Annotated in this window: 13 protein-coding genes; 9 read left to right on the top strand and 4 right to left on the bottom strand. The window is 70.5% G+C overall.

Annotated elements, in window-relative coordinates; translation table 11 throughout:
- Positions 1-41 precede the first annotated feature (41 nt).
- On the bottom strand, positions 42-563 hold the full coding sequence (locus tag ACYSUO_RS10085; protein ID WP_461775714.1) for a gamma carbonic anhydrase family protein: 522 nt from the start codon (positions 561-563) through the stop codon (positions 42-44).
- A 123-nt stretch (positions 564-686) separates the two neighbouring features.
- Between ACYSUO_RS10085 and ACYSUO_RS10080 the strand changes: the two genes are divergently transcribed.
- Positions 687-1430 carry an acyltransferase gene (locus tag ACYSUO_RS10080; protein ID WP_461775713.1) on the top strand — a complete coding sequence of 248 codons (744 nt, stop codon included), beginning with the start codon at positions 687-689 and terminating at the stop codon, positions 1428-1430.
- A 24-nt stretch (positions 1431-1454) separates the two neighbouring features.
- Positions 1455-2798: an MFS transporter gene (locus ACYSUO_RS10075; RefSeq protein ID WP_461775712.1), complete on the top strand. Its 1344-nt coding sequence runs from the start codon at positions 1455-1457 to the stop codon at positions 2796-2798.
- 1558 nt (positions 2799-4356) lie between these two features.
- Here the strand turns inward: ACYSUO_RS10075 and ACYSUO_RS10070 are convergent.
- Positions 4357-5223 (bottom strand): EamA family transporter, encoded by an 867-nt coding sequence (locus ACYSUO_RS10070; RefSeq protein WP_461775711.1) that lies wholly within the window; start codon positions 5221-5223, stop codon positions 4357-4359.
- Positions 5224-5373: 150 nt separating this feature from the next.
- On the opposite strand from ACYSUO_RS10070, the gene ACYSUO_RS10065 reads away from it, so the two are divergent.
- Together ACYSUO_RS10065 and ACYSUO_RS10060 are read left to right on the top strand one after the other, a co-directional pair.
- Positions 5374-5946 (top strand): helix-turn-helix domain-containing protein, encoded by a 573-nt coding sequence (locus ACYSUO_RS10065; RefSeq protein WP_461775710.1) that lies wholly within the window; start codon positions 5374-5376, stop codon positions 5944-5946.
- Between the two features lie 43 nt (positions 5947-5989).
- Positions 5990-6550, top strand: coding sequence for a YbaK/EbsC family protein (locus tag ACYSUO_RS10060; RefSeq protein WP_461775709.1), 561 nt, complete (start codon positions 5990-5992; stop codon positions 6548-6550).
- A 59-nt stretch (positions 6551-6609) separates the two neighbouring features.
- Here ACYSUO_RS10060 and ACYSUO_RS10055 read toward each other — a convergent pair whose 3' ends face one another.
- Positions 6610-7599 carry a LacI family DNA-binding transcriptional regulator gene (locus ACYSUO_RS10055; protein WP_461775799.1) on the bottom strand — a complete coding sequence of 330 codons (990 nt, stop codon included), beginning with the start codon at positions 7597-7599 and terminating at the stop codon, positions 6610-6612.
- A gap of 227 nt (positions 7600-7826) precedes the next feature.
- Here ACYSUO_RS10055 and ACYSUO_RS10050 point away from each other — a divergent pair, with 227 nt between their 5' ends.
- The 5 genes from ACYSUO_RS10050 to ACYSUO_RS10030 all read left to right on the top strand — a co-directional run bounded on the left by ACYSUO_RS10050 (position 7827) and on the right by ACYSUO_RS10030 (position 15287).
- A complete protein-coding gene (locus tag ACYSUO_RS10050) occupies positions 7827-8723 on the top strand; it encodes a carbohydrate ABC transporter permease (RefSeq protein WP_266722144.1) in 897 nt (298 codons plus the stop codon).
- A gap of 5 nt (positions 8724-8728) precedes the next feature.
- Entirely contained in the window at positions 8729-9661 is a 933-nt protein-coding gene (locus tag ACYSUO_RS10045) for a carbohydrate ABC transporter permease (RefSeq protein ID WP_461775708.1), read from the top strand.
- A 66-nt stretch (positions 9662-9727) separates the two neighbouring features.
- Entirely contained in the window at positions 9728-11074 is a 1347-nt protein-coding gene (locus tag ACYSUO_RS10040) for an ABC transporter substrate-binding protein (protein ID WP_461775707.1), read from the top strand.
- A 60-nt stretch (positions 11075-11134) separates the two neighbouring features.
- Entirely contained in the window at positions 11135-13186 is a 2052-nt protein-coding gene (locus ACYSUO_RS10035) for a beta-galactosidase (protein WP_461775706.1), read from the top strand.
- A 67-nt stretch (positions 13187-13253) separates the two neighbouring features.
- Positions 13254-15287, top strand: a complete 2034-nt coding sequence (locus ACYSUO_RS10030) for an RICIN domain-containing protein (protein WP_461775705.1) — start codon at positions 13254-13256, stop codon at positions 15285-15287.
- Here ACYSUO_RS10030 and ACYSUO_RS10025 read toward each other — a convergent pair whose 3' ends face one another.
- Positions 15288-16559, bottom strand: coding sequence for an alpha/beta hydrolase-fold protein (locus tag ACYSUO_RS10025; protein ID WP_461775704.1), 1272 nt, complete (start codon positions 16557-16559; stop codon positions 15288-15290).
- Between the last annotated feature and the right edge of the window lie 22 nt (positions 16560-16581).

Genomic DNA, 16581 nt, shown 5'->3' with positions numbered 1-16581 from the left:
TCTGCCCCGGACTCCGCTGGCCTTCGTCTAAAAGGCGGGGCTCAGAGTGCCCGATGCCTCTTCGCCAGCTCCACGTAATGCGTCCCGTTGAGCGTGAGCATTTCCCGCTCCTCCGCGGACAGCTCACGCCGTACCTTCGCCGGGACGCCCGCGACCATTGACCCGGGCGGAACCACCATCCCCTGCGGCACCAGCGCGTTCGCCGCGACCAGCGAACCCGCCCCGATCACCGCGCCGTTGAGCACGGTCGCCCCCATCCCGATGAGGCAGTCGTCCTCCACGGTGCAGCCGTGCAGCACCGCGTTGTGGCCGACGGAGACGCGCTCGCCGATCGTCGCGGGGAACCCGAGGTCGACGTGCACCGTGCAGTTGTCCTGGATGTTGCTGTCCGCGCCGAGCGTGATCGGCTCGACCTCGGACCGCAGCACGGCGCCGTACCAGACGCTCGCGCCCGCGTGCAGCGTGACGTCGCCGATCACCACGGACGTCGGGGCGACGAACGCCTCCGGGTCCACCTTCGGTTCCTTGTCGCCGATGCCGATGACGAGTGCCTCGTGGGACATGAGCTGGAACTCCCTACGTGAAGTGATCATCCTTGCGTCGCGCCAGAGCGAACCGTACCTGTGGGGCGAAGATCACAGGTCGGCGAGGTGGGGGTCGAAGATACGCGTGGGTAACGTGACGCCGTGCCGAAGACGCGGAACGACAAGGGTGGGCCGGGACACCGGCTCGTACAGGCCGGTTGGCGCTGGGTGCAGCGCAAGGGCGCGGTCACCGCGCGGCAGTCCGGGGGGCACCGGTTCGGCGCGATCGGGCACGGTACGAAGCTCGCGTTCCCCCAGGGCACGGTGTTCGGCGAGCCGTGGATCCGGCTGGGCGCGCACTGCATCATCGGCGAGCAAGTCACCCTGACCGCGGGCCTGATGCCGGACCTGGACCTCGGCCCGGACCCGATCCTGACCCTCGGCGACGGTGTCGTGATCGGCCGCGGCAGCCATGTCATCGCCGATACGACGGTGCGGATCGGCAGCGACGTCTACATGGGCCCGTACGTCTACATCACGTCCACGAACCATTCGTACGACGACCCGCACGAGCCCATCGGCAAGCAGTGGCCCCGGATCGAGCCGGTCGAGATCGGCCCCGGCTGCTGGATCGGCACCGGCGCCGTGATCCTGCCCGGCGCCCGCATCGGCCGGAACGTGGTGGTCGCGGCCGGGGCCGTGGTGCGTGGCGACGTACCCGACCACGCCGTCGTCGCCGGTGCGCCCGCACGCGTCGTACGGAGCTGGGACGCGGAGTCCGGCTGGCAGCCGCCGCTCCGGACGCCGGCGCCGCGGGCGATACCGGAAGGGGTCACTCCGGACCAGCTGCTCGCTCTGTCCGAACTCGACGACGACGCCTGGGACACTGAACCCCGGACCAGATAGATGTAGCGAGCAATCAGGGAAGCCGTGGACACGAGCGAGACGAGAGAGACAGGCGGCGAGGCCGAGCCGGAGGCCTCCGAGGCGTCGGCGACGTCGGAGGTGTCCGAGACGTCGGAGGCATCCGGGGCCAAGCTGCGTGGCTGGCGTCGCTGGGCCATGGACACCCGGCCCCTGCGCATCCCCGCCTACCGCCGGCTGTGGTCCTCGACCATCGTCACGGCCGTCGGCAGCCAGCTCACCGCGGTCGCCGTGCCCAAGCAGATCTTCGACATCACCGGGTCCTCGGCCTGGGTCGGCGCCGCGAGCATGGCGGGGCTCGTGCCGCTCGTGGTGTTCGCGCTGTGGGGCGGCGCGATCGCCGACCACGTGGACCGGCGCAAGCTGCTTCTGGTCACCAACAGCGGCATCGCCGTGACGTCGGTCCTGTTCTGGGTGCAGGCGATATCCGGGCTCGACTCGGTGGCCGTGCTGATGGTGCTGCTCGCGATGCAGCAGGCGTTCTGGGGCCTCAACTCGCCGGCCCGCAACGCGTCCATCGCGCGGCTCGTGCCCGAGAGCCAACTGGCCGCGGCCAACGCGCTCGGCTCCACGGTGATGCAGACCGGCCAGGTCGTCGGCCCACTGCTCGCGGGTGTCCTCATCCCCGTCATCGGGCTGCCGGAGCTGTACCTGATCGACGCCGTCGCGCTGTGCGTCACCGTGTGGGCGGTGTACCGGCTGCCCGCGCTGCCGCCGCTCGGCACGCTGGTCAAGAAGCGGGCGGGCGTACGGGAGATCGTCGACGGCTTCCGATACATGTCCACGCACAAGGTGCTGCTGCTGTCCTTCCTCGCGGACATCATCGCGATGGTGTTCGGCATGCCGCGCGCCCTGTTCCCGCAGCTCGCCGCGGAGACCTACGCGCCGTACGGGGAAGGGCTCGCGCTCGGGCTGCTGTTCGCGGCGATTCCGATCGGGGCGGTGGTCGGGGGACTGTTCTCGGGGACGTTCTCGCGGGCGAAGCGGCACGGGTGGATGGTGATCGGGGCGATCGTGGCGTGGGGGCTCGCCATCACCGGGTTCGGGCTGAGCAGCAGTCTGTGGCTCGCGGTCGTGTTCCTCGCCGTGGCGGGGGTCGCCGACATGGTGTCCATGGTCTTCCGTGGGGCGATTCTGTTGTCGGCCGCGACGGACGAGATGCGGGGGCGGATGCAGGGGGTGTTCACGGTGGTCGTCGCGGGTGGGCCCCGCCTGGCGGACGTCCTCCACGGGTCGGCGGGGTCGACCTTCGGAGCGGGGGCGGCGGTGGCCGGGGGTGGGGTTCTGGTCGTCGTGGCGATGCTGGCCCTCGCGTTTGCCGTCCCGGCGTTGCGGCGTTATCGGGTGTGACCGGGGTCGGGGCGGGGGCCGGGGTTGGGGTTTCGGGTTGGGTGCGGGTGGTCCGGGGGTGCCGGGGGTGGCGCCGGTGGTGAGTAGTGTGCGGCACCGGGCTTTGGGCTGTGCCGGGGGCGGCGTGTGCGGTGACGGTGCGCGGCACCGGGGCTTTGAGCTGTGCCGGGGCGGCGTGTGTCGTAACCGCGTGCGGCACCGTTCTTTGCCTGGCTGCGCCGGTCCCTGCCTATCTCCCTCCCGCCCGCCCCCTTCGGGGGCTTCGGCTGCTCGGGGTTGTGGGGCTTGTCGGGGGTGGCGCCTGTGGTGAGTGGTGCGCGGCGCTGGGGTTTTGTGCTGGGCCGGGGCGGCGTGTGTCGTAACGGCGTGCGGCACCGTTGCTTGCCCGGCTGCGCCGGTTCCCGGCTATCTCCCTCCCGCCCGCCCCCTCCGGGGGCTTCGGATGCCCGGGGTTGGTGATGCCGTTGCGCGGTGCCGGGGTTCCTGGCCCGTGCCGTGGTCGGCGCATGTCGTACTTGTTGCGCGGCACCGTGGTTTCGAGGCTGTGCCGTGGTTGGCGCCTCTCGTGATGGGTGCGCGGCACCGGGGGCCGCCTTGCCCACCCTGCCGCCCCAGGCGGCAGATTGCCCAAGGCGGGGGCGGCGTTGGCCGCCGGGGGCGGGGAGGTGTGGTGGGAGGGGCGCCCGAGGTGGGGTGGCTGACCGTCGGGGGGGGCGGGGAGTTGTGGTTGGCGGGTGGTGGCTCGAGGCGGGGGCGGTTGAACGCCGATATGGCGAGCCGGGGTTGCTGGGGTGCCTGGGGCGGTGGCGGCTGAACGCCCCGGCGGGGAGCCGTGGTTGGCGAGGCGTCTGAGGCGGTGGTCGCCGACCGTCGGGGTGGGGGAATTGTGGTTGGCGGGTGCTGGACCCCGGCTCCCGTTCCTGGAGCTGGCGCCGCCGAGATGCATGAGGGGCAGGCCCCGGCCGCGGGCCTGATCGCCGAGTGTTGTCCGGGGTGGGAGGCCGTGGTTGTCGGGGTGCCCCGGGTGGGGGTGGCTGATCCCCGGGGTGGGAGGCGTAGTTGGTGGGTGATGGCCCGAGGCGGTGGCGGTCGACCGTCATGGGTGGGGAGGACCGGTTGCCCAAGGCGGTGCGGACGAAGACCGGGGTGGGGGTCGGGCGTTGCCCGAGGCGATGGTGGTCGACCGGCAAGTGTGGGAAGCCATGGTTTGCGGGAGCGGGAGCGGGAGCGGGAGCGGGAGCGGGAGCGGAGTCGGTCGGACTGGGTGGGGAGTCGGGTTTGGTGGTGGAGTGACCGAGGCGGTGGTGCCACGCCGACCTGGCGCCCCTGGAGGGGGCGGGCGGGTGGGAGATAGGCGGGTAACGGCCTCAGGCGGTGAACCGCTCAGAGGCGGCCGCTCGGGACCCAGCCGGGCCGGCGGCGGGTGGGCAAATTTAAGCCCCTGCGGCGATTGAGCAGCGGGGTCCGGGGCGGAGCCCCGTGGGCGTAACGCCGGTACCGGTAACGGTGCAGGGGCGTGGCGCAAGGCCCCAGTACGCGTAACCACATCCGGCGTAAATCAGCCCGTCGCCAACAGCACCGTCCCCACCAACGCAAGCCCGGCGCCGGCCGCCTGCACCCCGCGGAGCCGTTCGCTGAGGACGCCGCGTGCGGCCAGTGCCGTAACCACCGGGTACAAGGACGCAAGCACCGCCGCCACGGTAACCGGCCCCTCCTGAGCGGCCAGCGCATACGTTCCGTTGGCCGCCACATCCGCCAACCCCACCAGGCCGAGCGCCACCAACGAGCCCCGGACGACCTGCCATCCCCCCTCCTCCGGCAGCACCCGCCCACCCCGCTTCGCGGACACGTACAACGCACTGCCGCCCGCCACGACATTCGTCACCCGCTGCACGAACAGCGCGAGGAAGAGCCCGGTGACCGTGGTCGACGCCTCCGCGATCAGTGCCATCACCGCGCCGAAGCCGAACGCCGCCAGCAGCGTGAGCAGCACCGCCTGCCGCTGCACCGGCGCGCCCCTGAACTGTGGCCCACCCGCGAGGACCACCCCCGCCACGGCGACCAGGATGCCCGCGAACTGCAGCAGCCCGGGCCGCTCCCCGAGCACAAGACCGACGCCCACCGGCACGGCGACGCCGAGCGACCCGAGCGGCGAGACGACGCCCATCGGCCCGAGGGCGAGCGCCTTGTAGAAGGCGAGCATGGCGACGGGCCCGACGAGCCCCGCGGCGACGGCGAACCACAACTGCGGTCCCGCTTCCGAGAAGGCCCCCGTGGCGACCACGATCACTCCGAGCACGACCACGGCGATCACCTGCGAGACGACCACCACGGTGAGCGCCGGGATGCGTCGCGTCAGCAGCCCGCCGCCGAAGTCGGCCAAGCCCCACATGAGGCTCGTGGCCAGGGCGAAGAGTGCTGTCATGCCGGACCTCGCAGTACAGTTTGCTGGACGCTGTGGTGCATCACACCGTAGTTCAATGTACTGAACTCTGTCATCCACAATATTGAACCAAGGCCCAGGTCTCGCGACCCAGGGCCCACAAGGCCCCCAGGCCCCGACTCTGGACGGAACGTGGCGGATCTCGATCTCCTGAACCAGGCGCTCGCGCGCAACGTCAAGCACTGGCGGTCCGAGCGCGGCTTCACCCTCGACGCGCTCGCCGCCCGCGCGGCCGTCAGCCGCGGCATGCTCATCCAGATCGAGCAGGCCCGCACGAACCCCAGCATCGGCACCGTCGTCAAGATCGGCGACGCCCTCGGCGTCAGCATCACCACGCTGCTCGACTACGAGCAGGGCCCCAATGTCCGTATCGTGACGGAGGATCAGGCCGTACGCCTGTGGCACACGGACGCCGGCAGCTACAACCGGCTGCTCGCCGGGACCGAGTCCCAGGGGCCGCTGGAGATGTGGGACTGGCGGCTCGTGCCCGGCGACGGCAGCGACTCCGACCCGCACCCGCAGGGCACCATCGAACTGGTCCATGTCACGGCCGGCGAGCTGACCCTCGTCGTGGACGGCACCCCGTACGCGGTGCCCGCGGGGGCGAGTGTCTCGTTCGAGGCGGGCACCGCGCACTCCTACCGCAACGACGGGACCGAGGACGTCGAGATGATCATGGCCGTGTCGGTGCCTTTCGTACGCTGAGACGCCCGGTTGCCGGGCGCGCGGCGGCTGTTAGCGTGCCGCCATGCGCGCACCCATCGGCACCTTCGACCATGTACTCGCCGCCCCCGAGGCCCTCGACCTGCTCACCCGGCCGGTCGCCGACGCCGTACGCAACTGGCGCGGCACCGTGCCCGCGCAGGACCTGATCCACGTCGACACCGACCCCGAGTGGGCCGACACCGCGACGTTCGTCGAGCACTACGGCCCCGAGCTGCTCGCCGCCTCCGCGAACTGCGTCGTCGTCGCGGGCAAGCGTGGCGGCGAGACCACCCTCGCGGCCTGCGTCGTCCCGTCCGCGGCGAAGCTCGACGTCAACGGAGTGGTGCGGCGCCAACTCGGCGCCCGCAAGGCCTCGTTCGCCCCGATGGGCACCGCGACCGGCGAGTCCGGCATGGAGTACGGCGGCATCACCCCGATCGGCCTGCCCGACGGCTGGCCGGTCCTCGTGGACGCCGCCGTCGTCGACCTCCCGCACGTCCTCATCGGCAGCGGCACCCGCCGCGGCAAGCTGATCGTCCCGGGCAAGGCCCTGTCCGAACTGCCGGGCGCCGTGGTGGTGGAGGGGCTGGGCGTCGCGGTGTAGCGCGCCGGTCGCGACCCGCCCAAACCGTAGGCCCGCAGCTCGCCCCCTGCGGCCCTCGCTCACCCCCGCCGCGCCGCCCCCGTACTCTCCCGCACCACCAACCTCGTCGGCACCAACGTCGTCCCCCGCTCCGCCTCGCTCTCCCGTACCTGCCGCAGCGCGCTCTGCACGCAGCGGCGGCCGACCTCGGCGAAGTCCTGGTGGACCGTGGTGAGCGGGGGCAGGTACGAGCCCGAGTCGGGGATGTCGTCGAAGCCGATGACGGAGACGTCCTCGGGGACCTTGCGGCCGCGTTCGTCCAGGGCGCGCAGAAGGCCGAGCGCCATCTGGTCGTTCGCCGCGAACACCGCGGTGCAGTCGGCCTGTTCGGCGAGGCGCAGGCCCGCGCGGTAGCCGGACTCGGCCGACCAGTCGCCCCGTACTGGTGGTGGCACGGCGCGGCCCGCGTCCTCAAGTGCCGTGCGCCAGGCGTCCGTTCGGCGCTGGGCCGCGTACGACTCGGAGGGGCCCGCCAGGTGCCAGACCGTGCGGTGGCCGAGGTCGAGGAGGTGGCGCACCGCGTCGCGGGTGCCGCCCGCCTGGTCCGTGTCCACCACCGCGTAACGGTCGCCGGCGTCGGAGTCGGCGACCACCACCTTCACGTGCGGGGGCAGCAACAGCCGCGCAGAGTCGAGCAGATGGACCTCCATGATGACGATGACCGCGTCCACCGCCAGCTCGCCGAGGCGTGAGAACGCGCCGCGCACCTCGTCCTGCGTGGGCACCGCGACCGGCAGCAGCGTGACCGCGTAGCCCTCCTGCGCGGCGGAGGTGGCGATGGCCTCGAGCGTGCGCATGTTGCCCGTCGTGGACAGCGTGAACGTGATGACGCCGATGGTGCGGAAGTCGCCCCGCTTCAGCGCCCGCGCCGCACTGTTGGGGCGGTAGCCGAGCTCCTTCATCGCGGCGCGGACCCGCTCGCGGGTCTCCTCGTTGACGCCGGGGAAGCCGTTCGAGACGCGGGAGACCGTCTGGGACGAGACGCCCGCGACCCGGGCGACGTCGGCCATCGACGCGTTCTGTGTACGGCGCCTGCCGCGCTGCGGGCCGCTCTCCTTGGTTGTCACCGTGTCCCTCACCGACTCTTGACCGTGCTCCTCGGGGCAGTGTAGACATGCCGCCACCGAATGTTTACGCAAACATAACAGCCGTCGGGTCCTCCATACCCAGGGATGTTTACGTAAACATCAGGACGCGTGACGCATGGCTGGACGCATGGACGAGTGAGGGGCGCGAGATGACCACGCTGCAACCGCCGGTCGCCTTGAGGAGGCGCCGCTCATGGACGGGCTGGGGGTTCATCGGCCCCTTCGTGCTCGTCTTCGCCCTGGTCTTCCTCGCGCCGCTCGCCTACTCGGTCTATCTGAGCCTGTTCCGTACACAACTCATCGGCGGCACCACCTTCGTGGGCCTCGACAACTACCAACAGGCGCTGCAGGACGGGCAGTTCTGGGACGGAGTCCTCCGCGTCGGGCTGTTCCTGCTGATCCAGGTGCCGATCATGCTGGGCATCGCGCTGCTCGTCGCCCTCGCGATCGACAGCGGTCGCCTGTTCGGCAAGGACTTCTTCCGGATCACCGTCTTCCTGCCCTACGCGGTCCCCGCCGTCGTCGCGACCCTCATGTGGGGCTTCATGTACGGCACCCGCTACGGCCTGGTCGGCGACCTCAACGACGCGTTCGGCACCAAGCTGCCCGACCCGCTCTCCGCCGACCTGGTCCTCGCCTCCCTCGGCAACATCGTGACCTGGGAGTTCGTCGGCTACAACATGCTGATCTTCTTCGCCGCGCTGCGCGTCGTACCGCACTCGCTGTACGAGGCGGCCGAGATCGACGGGGCCGGACAGTGGCGCGTCATCACGGCCATCAAGCTCCCGGCGATCCGCGGCGCCCTCGTCATCGCCACGATCTTCTCGATCATCGGCAGCTTCCAGCTCTTCAACGAGCCCGCCATCCTCCAGAAGCTCGCGCCGAACGCGATCACCACCGACTACACCCCGAACTACTACACGTACTCGCTGTCCTTCGCGGGGCAGCAGCAGAACTACTCCGCGACGGTCGCCATCGTCATGGGCGTGATTACGATGATCGTCGCCTACGTGGTCCAGCTGCGCGGCATGCGCAAGGGAGCGTGAGCGCGATGACCACCACCACCGGGCCCGTACGGCCGACCGCATCGCTCAAGTCCACCGCCCCGCGCCTGCGCACCCCGCGTCAGCGCACCGCGGGGCGTCCCCGGCGCAGCGTTCTGCTGACCGTGCTCACCGGCGTCGTCCTCGTCTACAGCCTGCTGCCGCTGGTCTGGCTCCTGATCAGCGCCACCAAGTCCCAGCAGGGGCTTGCCCGTTCGTTCGGCCTCTGGTTCGACGGCGACTTCGACCTCTGGCACAACATCGGCGTGACCTTCACGTACCAGGACGGCGTCTTCGGCCGCTGGCTCCTCAACACCCTGATGTACGTGGTGGTGGGCGCGGGCGGGGCCACCTTCCTCGCGGTCCTCGGGGGATACGCGCTCGCCAAGTTCGCCTTCCCGGGCAAGCGCGCCGTGTTCGCCGTCGTCATCGGGGCGGTCGCGGTGCCGGGCACGGCGCTCGCCGTCCCCACGTTCCTGATGTTCAGCAAGATGGGGCTCACCGACACCCCGTGGGCCGTCATCATCCCGTCGCTGATCTCGCCGTTCGGGCTGTATCTGATGTGGGTGTTCGCCACCGAGGCGATCCCCACGGAACTGATGGAGGCGGCCCGGATCGACGGCGCGCGCGAGCTGCGCACCTTCTTCACGGTTGCGCTGCCGCTGCTCGCGCCGGGCACCGTCACCGTCCTGCTCTTCACCACGGTCGCGACCTGGAACAACTACTTCCTGCCGCTGATCATGCTGAAGGACCCCGACTGGTACCCGCTCACGCTCGGCCTCGACTCCTGGAACAAGCAGGCGCAGACGGCCGGCGGCGAGGCCATCCCCCATCTCGTGCTCACCGGTTCGCTGCTCACCATCGTGCCGCTGATCGCCGCCTTCCTGCTGCTCCAGAAGTACTGGCAGTCGGGTCTCTCCGCCGGAAGCGTCAAGGAGTAGGCGCGGCAAGGCGGTTCACCCCTCGCACACCCTCTGTAGGACCACGAAGAAGTGGAAGCCATCGCCATGCCCCAGCACTCCCGCCGCGTCCTGCGCGGCATAGGTCTCCTCTGCGCCCTCGCCCTCGGGGCCACCGCCTGCGGCGGCTCCGACGACGGTGACTCCGCGGACAAGAAGGTCGGTTCGGCCGACATCAAGTCGGCCCTGAAGAAGGGCGGCACCGTCACGGTGTGGGCGTGGGAGCCCACACTGAAGCAGGTCGCCGCCGACTTCGAGAAGAAGTACCCGAAGGTCGACATCAAGTTGGTCAACGCGGGCACCAACAACGACCAGTACAAGGCCCTGTCGAACGCGATCTCCGCGAAGAAGGGCGTCCCGGACGTCGCGCAGATCGAGTACTACGCGCTCGGTCAGTACGCCCTGACGAAGCAGATCGCCGACCTCAAGGCCTACGGCGCGGAGAAGCTGGCGGACTCGTACTCGCCGGGGCCTTGGAACTCGGTGAAGTCCGGCGACGGCGGCGGTGTCTACGGATTGCCCATGGACTCGGGCCCGATGGCGCTCTTCTACAACAAGAAGGTCTTCGACAAGTACAAGATCGCCGTCCCGACGACCTGGGACGAGTACGTCGAGGCGGCCCGCAAGCTGCACAAGGCCGACCCGAAGGCGTACATCACCAGCGACGTCGGCGACGCGGGCCTGACCACCAGCCTTCTGTGGCAGGCCGGTTCGCACCCGTACAAGGTGAACGGCACCAAGGTCGGCATCGACTTCACCGACGCGGGCGCGAAGAAGTACACCGACACCTGGCAGAAGCTGATCGACGACAAGCTCGTCTCGCCGGTCACCGGCTGGACCGACGACTGGTACAAGGGCCTCGGCGACGGCACCATCGCCACGCTGCCCACCGGCGCCTGGATGCCCGCCAACTTCGCCTCCGGAGTGAAGGGCGCGTCCGGCGACTGGCGCGTCGCCCCCATGCCGCAGTGGGAGAAGGGCGCGACCGCGAGCTCCGAGAACGGCGGCAGCTCCCTCGCGCTGCCCGAGCTCGGCAAGAACAAGGAGCTCGCCTACGCCTTCGTCGAGTACGCCAACTCCGGTGCCGGCGTGGGCACTCGCATCAAGAACGGCGCGTTCCCCGCGACGACGAAGGACCTGAACTCGTCGTCGTTCCAGAACACCGAGTTCCCGTACTTCGGCGGCCAGAAGGCCAACAAGATCTTCGCCGAGTCCGCGAAGAGCGTGCCCACCGACTGGAAGTACTTGCCGTTCCAGGTGTACGCCAACTCGATCTTCAACGACACCGTCGGCAAGGCGTACGTCTCCCCGACCAAGCTCACCGCCGGTCTCAAGTCCTGGCAGGACGCGTCCGTCAAGTACGGCAACGAGCAGGGCTTCACCGTCGAGAAGTAGGACCTGATCCAAACGACAGGCCCTGGCCCGCCACAAGCCCGCATTCCTGGAAGGACGTTCATGGTCGCCCCCCTCACCTCCCGCTTCCCGTACGCGAAGGGCTCGGACGGCAGCCGGCGCCTCGGCTACGGCGCCGACTACAACCCCGAGCAGTGGTCACGGGAGGTGTGGGCGGACGACATCCGGCTGATGCGGGAGGCCGGGGTGAACGTCGTCTCCCTCGCCATCTTCTCCTGGGCAAGGCTCCAACCCACCGCCGACACCTGGGACTTCGGCTGGCTCGACGAGATCATGGACCGGCTGCACGCGGGCGGCATCGGCGTCGACCTGGCCACTGCCACCGCGTCACCGCCGCCGTGGCTGACCGCCGCGCACCCGGAGATCCTGCCGGTGACCGCGAGCGGCGAGACACTGTGGCCGGGCGCCCGGCAGCACTGGCGGCCCACCTCGCCCGTCTTCCGCGAGCACGCCCTGCATCTGGTGCGCAAGCTCGCGTCCCGCTACGCCGACCATCCGGCGCTGGTCGCCTGGCACGTCAACAACGAGCTGGGCTGCCACAACGTCTACGACTTCTCGGACGACGCGGCCCGTGCCTTCCGGGCCTGGCTGCGCCGCCGCTACACGACGCTCGACGCCCTCAACGACGCCTGGGGGACGGCGTTCTGGTCCCAGCGCTACAGCGACTGGGAGCAGCTCCTGCCGCCGCGGCTCGCCGCCTCGCACCCGAACCCGACGCAGCAGCTGGACTTCAAGCGGTTCTCCTCCGACGCGCTCAAGGACCACCTGCTGGCCGAGCGTGAGATCCTGCGCGAGCTGACCCCGGACACGCCCGTCACCACCAACTTCATGGTGATGCCCGGCACCAAGGGCATGGACTACGCGGACTGGGCGGGCGAGGTCGACTTCGTCGCCAACGACCACTACGTCATCCCCGGCCCGCAGGACCGCGACGAGCTCTCCTTCTCCGCCAACCTCACCAGCGGCATCGCGGGCCACCGGCCCTGGTTCCTGATGGAGCACTCCACCAGCGCCGTGAACTGGCAGCCCGTCAACCTGCCGAAGAAACCGGGGGAGTTGGCACGGGACTCGCTGCTGCACGTGGCGCACGGAGCCGACGCCGTCTGCTTCTTCCAGTGGCGGCAGTCGTCGGCAGGCGCCGAGAAGTACCACTCGGCGATGCTCCCGCACGCCGGAGCCGACAGCGAACTCTTCCGTTCCGTCGTCGAGTTGGGCAGCACCCTCGATGCGCTCGCCCCGATCGCCGGCAGCGGGCGCGAACCCGCCCGCGTCGCGATCCTCTTCGACTGGGACTCGTGGTGGACGAGCGAGCAGGACTCCCACCCGACCTCCCGCCTCGACTACCACCGCGAGGCCCTCGACTGGTACTCGGCGCTGCTGCGCCTCGGGATCCGTGCCGACGTGGTGCCCGCGCACCACACCGACCTGTCCGCGTACGACGTCGTCATCGCGTCCGTCCTGCACGTGGTGCCGCAGCCGCTCGCCAAGGAGCTGACCCGGTACGTCGAGGGCGGCGGCCACCTCGTCACCACGTACTTCTCCGCGATCGTCGACGAGAACGACCACGTGTGGCTCGGCGGCTACCCCGGTGCGCTGCGCGACGTCCTCGGCATCCGCATCGAGGAGTTCGGGCCGCTCCTCGACGGTGACACCGTCGACCTGGACAACGGCACCACCGGCAGCCTGTGGACCGACCGGATCTCCGTCACCGGCACGGACGTCGAGGTCCTCGCCGGATACCGGACGGGTACGTACGCCTCCCGCCCGGCCGTCACCCGGCGCGGTACGGGCCGGGGCTCGGCCGCGTACGTCTCCACCCGCCTCGGCGTCGAAGGCCTCACCGTGCTGCTGCCCGAGCTGCTCGCGCCCGCCGGTGTGCGCAGTGAACTCCCGGAGCAGGCGCGGGGGTTGGTCGAGCAGATCGTGCGGCGGGACGCCGAGCACCGCTACGTGTTCCTGGTCAACCGGAGTGACGAGCCGGTGCCGCTGCCGGGCCTGACCGGGGACGTACTGGTCGGCCCCGCGGCCGAGGGGGACGGACTGGTCCTGGCGCCCCGTCAGGTCGCCGTCCTGAGGCAGCCCGTCTCCTCCTAGAACCACTACGCCTTCCTGGAATCGCACCACCGACACCCCGCTCACACAACGACGTAGGGAGCACACGTTGGCGCGCTTGACCCGCAGACGGTTCATCGGCATCGCCGCGGCCACGGCCGCGGCGGCGGGAACCCAGATCTCCTCCGCACAGCTCGTCGCCGCGGCCTCCACCGCGGCGACGGTCACGGTCACCCCCGACCCCTCGTACCGGCAGGACCGGTTCGAGGGCTGGGGCACCAGCCTGGTCTGGTTCGCGAACGCCACCGGGCACTACCCGGCCGAGATCCGCGAGAGGATCGCCGACCTCGTCTTCGGACGGGACGGCCTCGCCCTGAACATCGCCCGCTACAACATCGGCGGCGGCAACGCCCCCGACGTGCCCGACTACTTGAGGGCGGGCGGCGCCGTCGAGGGCTGGTGGAAGGCGCCCGAGGGCACCACCCGCACCGACACCGACTGGTGGGACCCCGGCAACGAGGACCACTGGAACGAGGACGCCGACAGGGCCCAGCGCTGGTGGGTCGACCGGATCAAGAAGGACATCACCCACTGGGAGACGTTCTCCAACTCGCCGCCGTACTTCATGACGGTCAGCGGCTATGTCTCCGGCGGCTTCGACGCGTCGAAGGAGCAGCTGAAGGAGGCGTCCGTCGACGACTTCGCCACCTATCTGGCCGGTGCCACGCGACGCCTGGAGAAGGCGCACGGCATCAAGGTGAAGACCGTCGACCCGTGCAACGAGCCCAACACCAACTACTGGGGTACGAAGTTGGGCGCCGACGGCAATCCGACCGGCGGCCGCCAGGAGGGCTGCCACATCGGTCCCGGCCTCCAGCAGAAGATCGTGTCCGCGCTGGACGCCGCGCTGAAGAAGGCACGGACGACAGCCGTCGTCTCGGCGATGGACGAGACCAACCCGACGACCTTCGTGACGAACTGGACCAGCTATCCGGCCGACGTGAAGAGCCGCGTCGCCCAGATGAACGTCCACACCTACGGCACCGGCGGCCGCACCTCCGTACGCGACCTCGCCAAGGCCGAGGGCAAGCCGCTGTGGATGAGCGAGGTCGAGGGCGACTGGGGCGACGGGCAGTCCTTCACCGACATGCGGCCCGGCCTCGGGCTCGCCCAGCACATCGTCGACGATCTCCGCGAACTCGAGCCCACCGCCTGGGTGTTCTGGCAGCCCGTCGAGGACTGGGACAACATGAAGCCCGGCGGCGAGTCCGCGAAGGGCGGCAACTGGGGCGAGGTCCAGGTCTCCTTCAGCGCGGGTCCGGACGACACCCTGGAGACCTGCCCCGTCTACACGAACACGAAGTTCGACACCGCCCGGAACTTCACCCACTACATCCGGCCCGGCGACCACCTCATCAAGACCGACGACACGAGCAGCACCGCGGCCGTCACGCGCGGCGGCGACGGCGCCACCGTCGTGCACGTCAACAACACCGCGAGCACCCGCACGGTGACGCTCGATCTGTCGAAGTTCGCGACCGTACGCCGGGGCGCGACCGTCACCCCGGTCGTGACCAGCCCGGACGGCAAGCTGGACGAGCGGAAGCCGGTCGCGGTGACGGGCCGGAAGGCCACCTTCACGGTGCCCGCGCAGTCGGTGACCACGTTCGTGGTCAAGGGCGTGTCCGGGGTGGCGAAGGACGCGGCGGAGCTGCGCCGTGGACGCACCTACGAGCTGACGGGTGTGCAGAGCGGCAAGGACCTCACCGTCGCCGACGGCGGTGGCTCGCTCGTCATCAGGTCGGGGACGGGCGCGGCCGGACAGCGGTGGCGGCTCGCGCAGATCAGTGGCGACGGGACCGCGAGTCGCAAGCGGCACGTGTTCACCAGCGCCGCCGACGGCAAGCGGCTCGCCGTCCGCGACGGTGCGGCGGTCGTCGAACCCGACACGGGCGAGCGCGATCCGGCCGCCCAGTGGATCCTGTCGAGCACGGGCGACGGCACGTACACCCTCGTCAACGCCGGTACGGGCCGCCTCCTCGAGGTCGGCGGGCAGGCCACGAACGAGGGCGCGCCCGTCGGTACGTGGCAGCCCAACTCCGGTTCGAACCAACGGTGGCGGGTCACCGATGTGACGTCCTGATCAGCCGCTTCTCGTGCCCCACGGCCCCGCGCCGTGGGGCACGAGCTGCTCAGCGAGCCCCTCGATGAGGGCGGCCGCCCAGCAGGAGTAGTCGTGACCGCCGGTGTAGACGTTCAGCGAGACGTCGAAGCCGCGGGCTGCCATCAGAGCGTGCAGCAGGTGCAGATCGTCGACCATCCGTCCCTCGTTGGAGCCGACGTCCATGCGGATGTGGACGCCGCCGACCGGTGCCGTGGCGGCCTGCTCGTACAGCCAGGTGTCCACTCCTTCCGCGGGCCGCTCCGGCCGGGCCGTCATGCCGGGGCGCCACCAGGTGGAGGCCGAGTGGGCGAGCACCGTGCCGAAGGCGTCCGGTCGGCGCATGGCCGCCGCGAGCGCGGTCAGCCCGCCGAGACTCTGTCCGGACAGGACGGTGTTCCCGGGCGCGGCCCGGACGGGCAGGTCCCTCGTCACCGCGGGCAGCAGCTCATCGGCCAGCATGTCGATGAAGCGCGGGTCGGCGCCGAGCTGCCGCATCCGCGCCGCGGGATCGGCCCCCGCCTCGATCCCGACGACGGCCATGGGCGGGATCAGGCCCGCCTCGACGGCGGCGGTGAGCGCAGTGGTGATGCCGTACCGGTCGAACCACTTCTCGCCGTCGAACACGACGAGCAGCCCCGGCGCGGGGCCGCTTTCGTCGGTGTCCGGCACGAACCGCCGTACGCGGTACACGGATCCGTCGGCGGCGGTGAAGCCGAGGGCCTCGCCGGGGTGCGGGCCCGCTGTCGTCGGCCACTGTGCCAGGGACGGCGCCCCGTCGAGTTCGATCAGGGAACCGAACGGCCCGCCCGCGTGCCGGTTCAGCGGGTCCGCGCGATCGTCCGGCAGCGCGCGGAACGTGCCGCCGCGCGGCCCGTCGGGCGTCATGTGGGGATCGTCCGCGCCGAAGGGATGAACGCGGTAGGTGGAGCGGAGGCCCAGCGGCAGCCGCAGGCCGACGTACCAGACATCGGTGCCGTGGAGGCGGCGCATCATCCCGTGGCGTACGCGGTGCTTGTCGGTGACGCGATTGGCCATGAGATACACGCCCTCGACGGGCCGGTCCTCGCGCCACACCACCGTGACCAGACGCACTCCCGGGAAGCCCGGAACGGGCTCGACCAACGGCGAGCCCGTACGGGCGAGTTCGCGCCAGAACCGGTCGAGCGCCGCTTGCCCGCGCGTTTTTACCTCATCCGACAGGCGAGCCAGCCGGGGGCTTTCGAGTGGCGCGGGCGCTGTCGGGTTCGCCATACGGGATCGCCTTCCAAAGGAT

Source organism: Streptomyces sp. UC4497 (assembly GCF_054871485.1).
The sequence above is the reverse complement of the archived record's forward strand: the minus strand, read 5'-3'. Positions and strand labels throughout refer to the sequence as shown.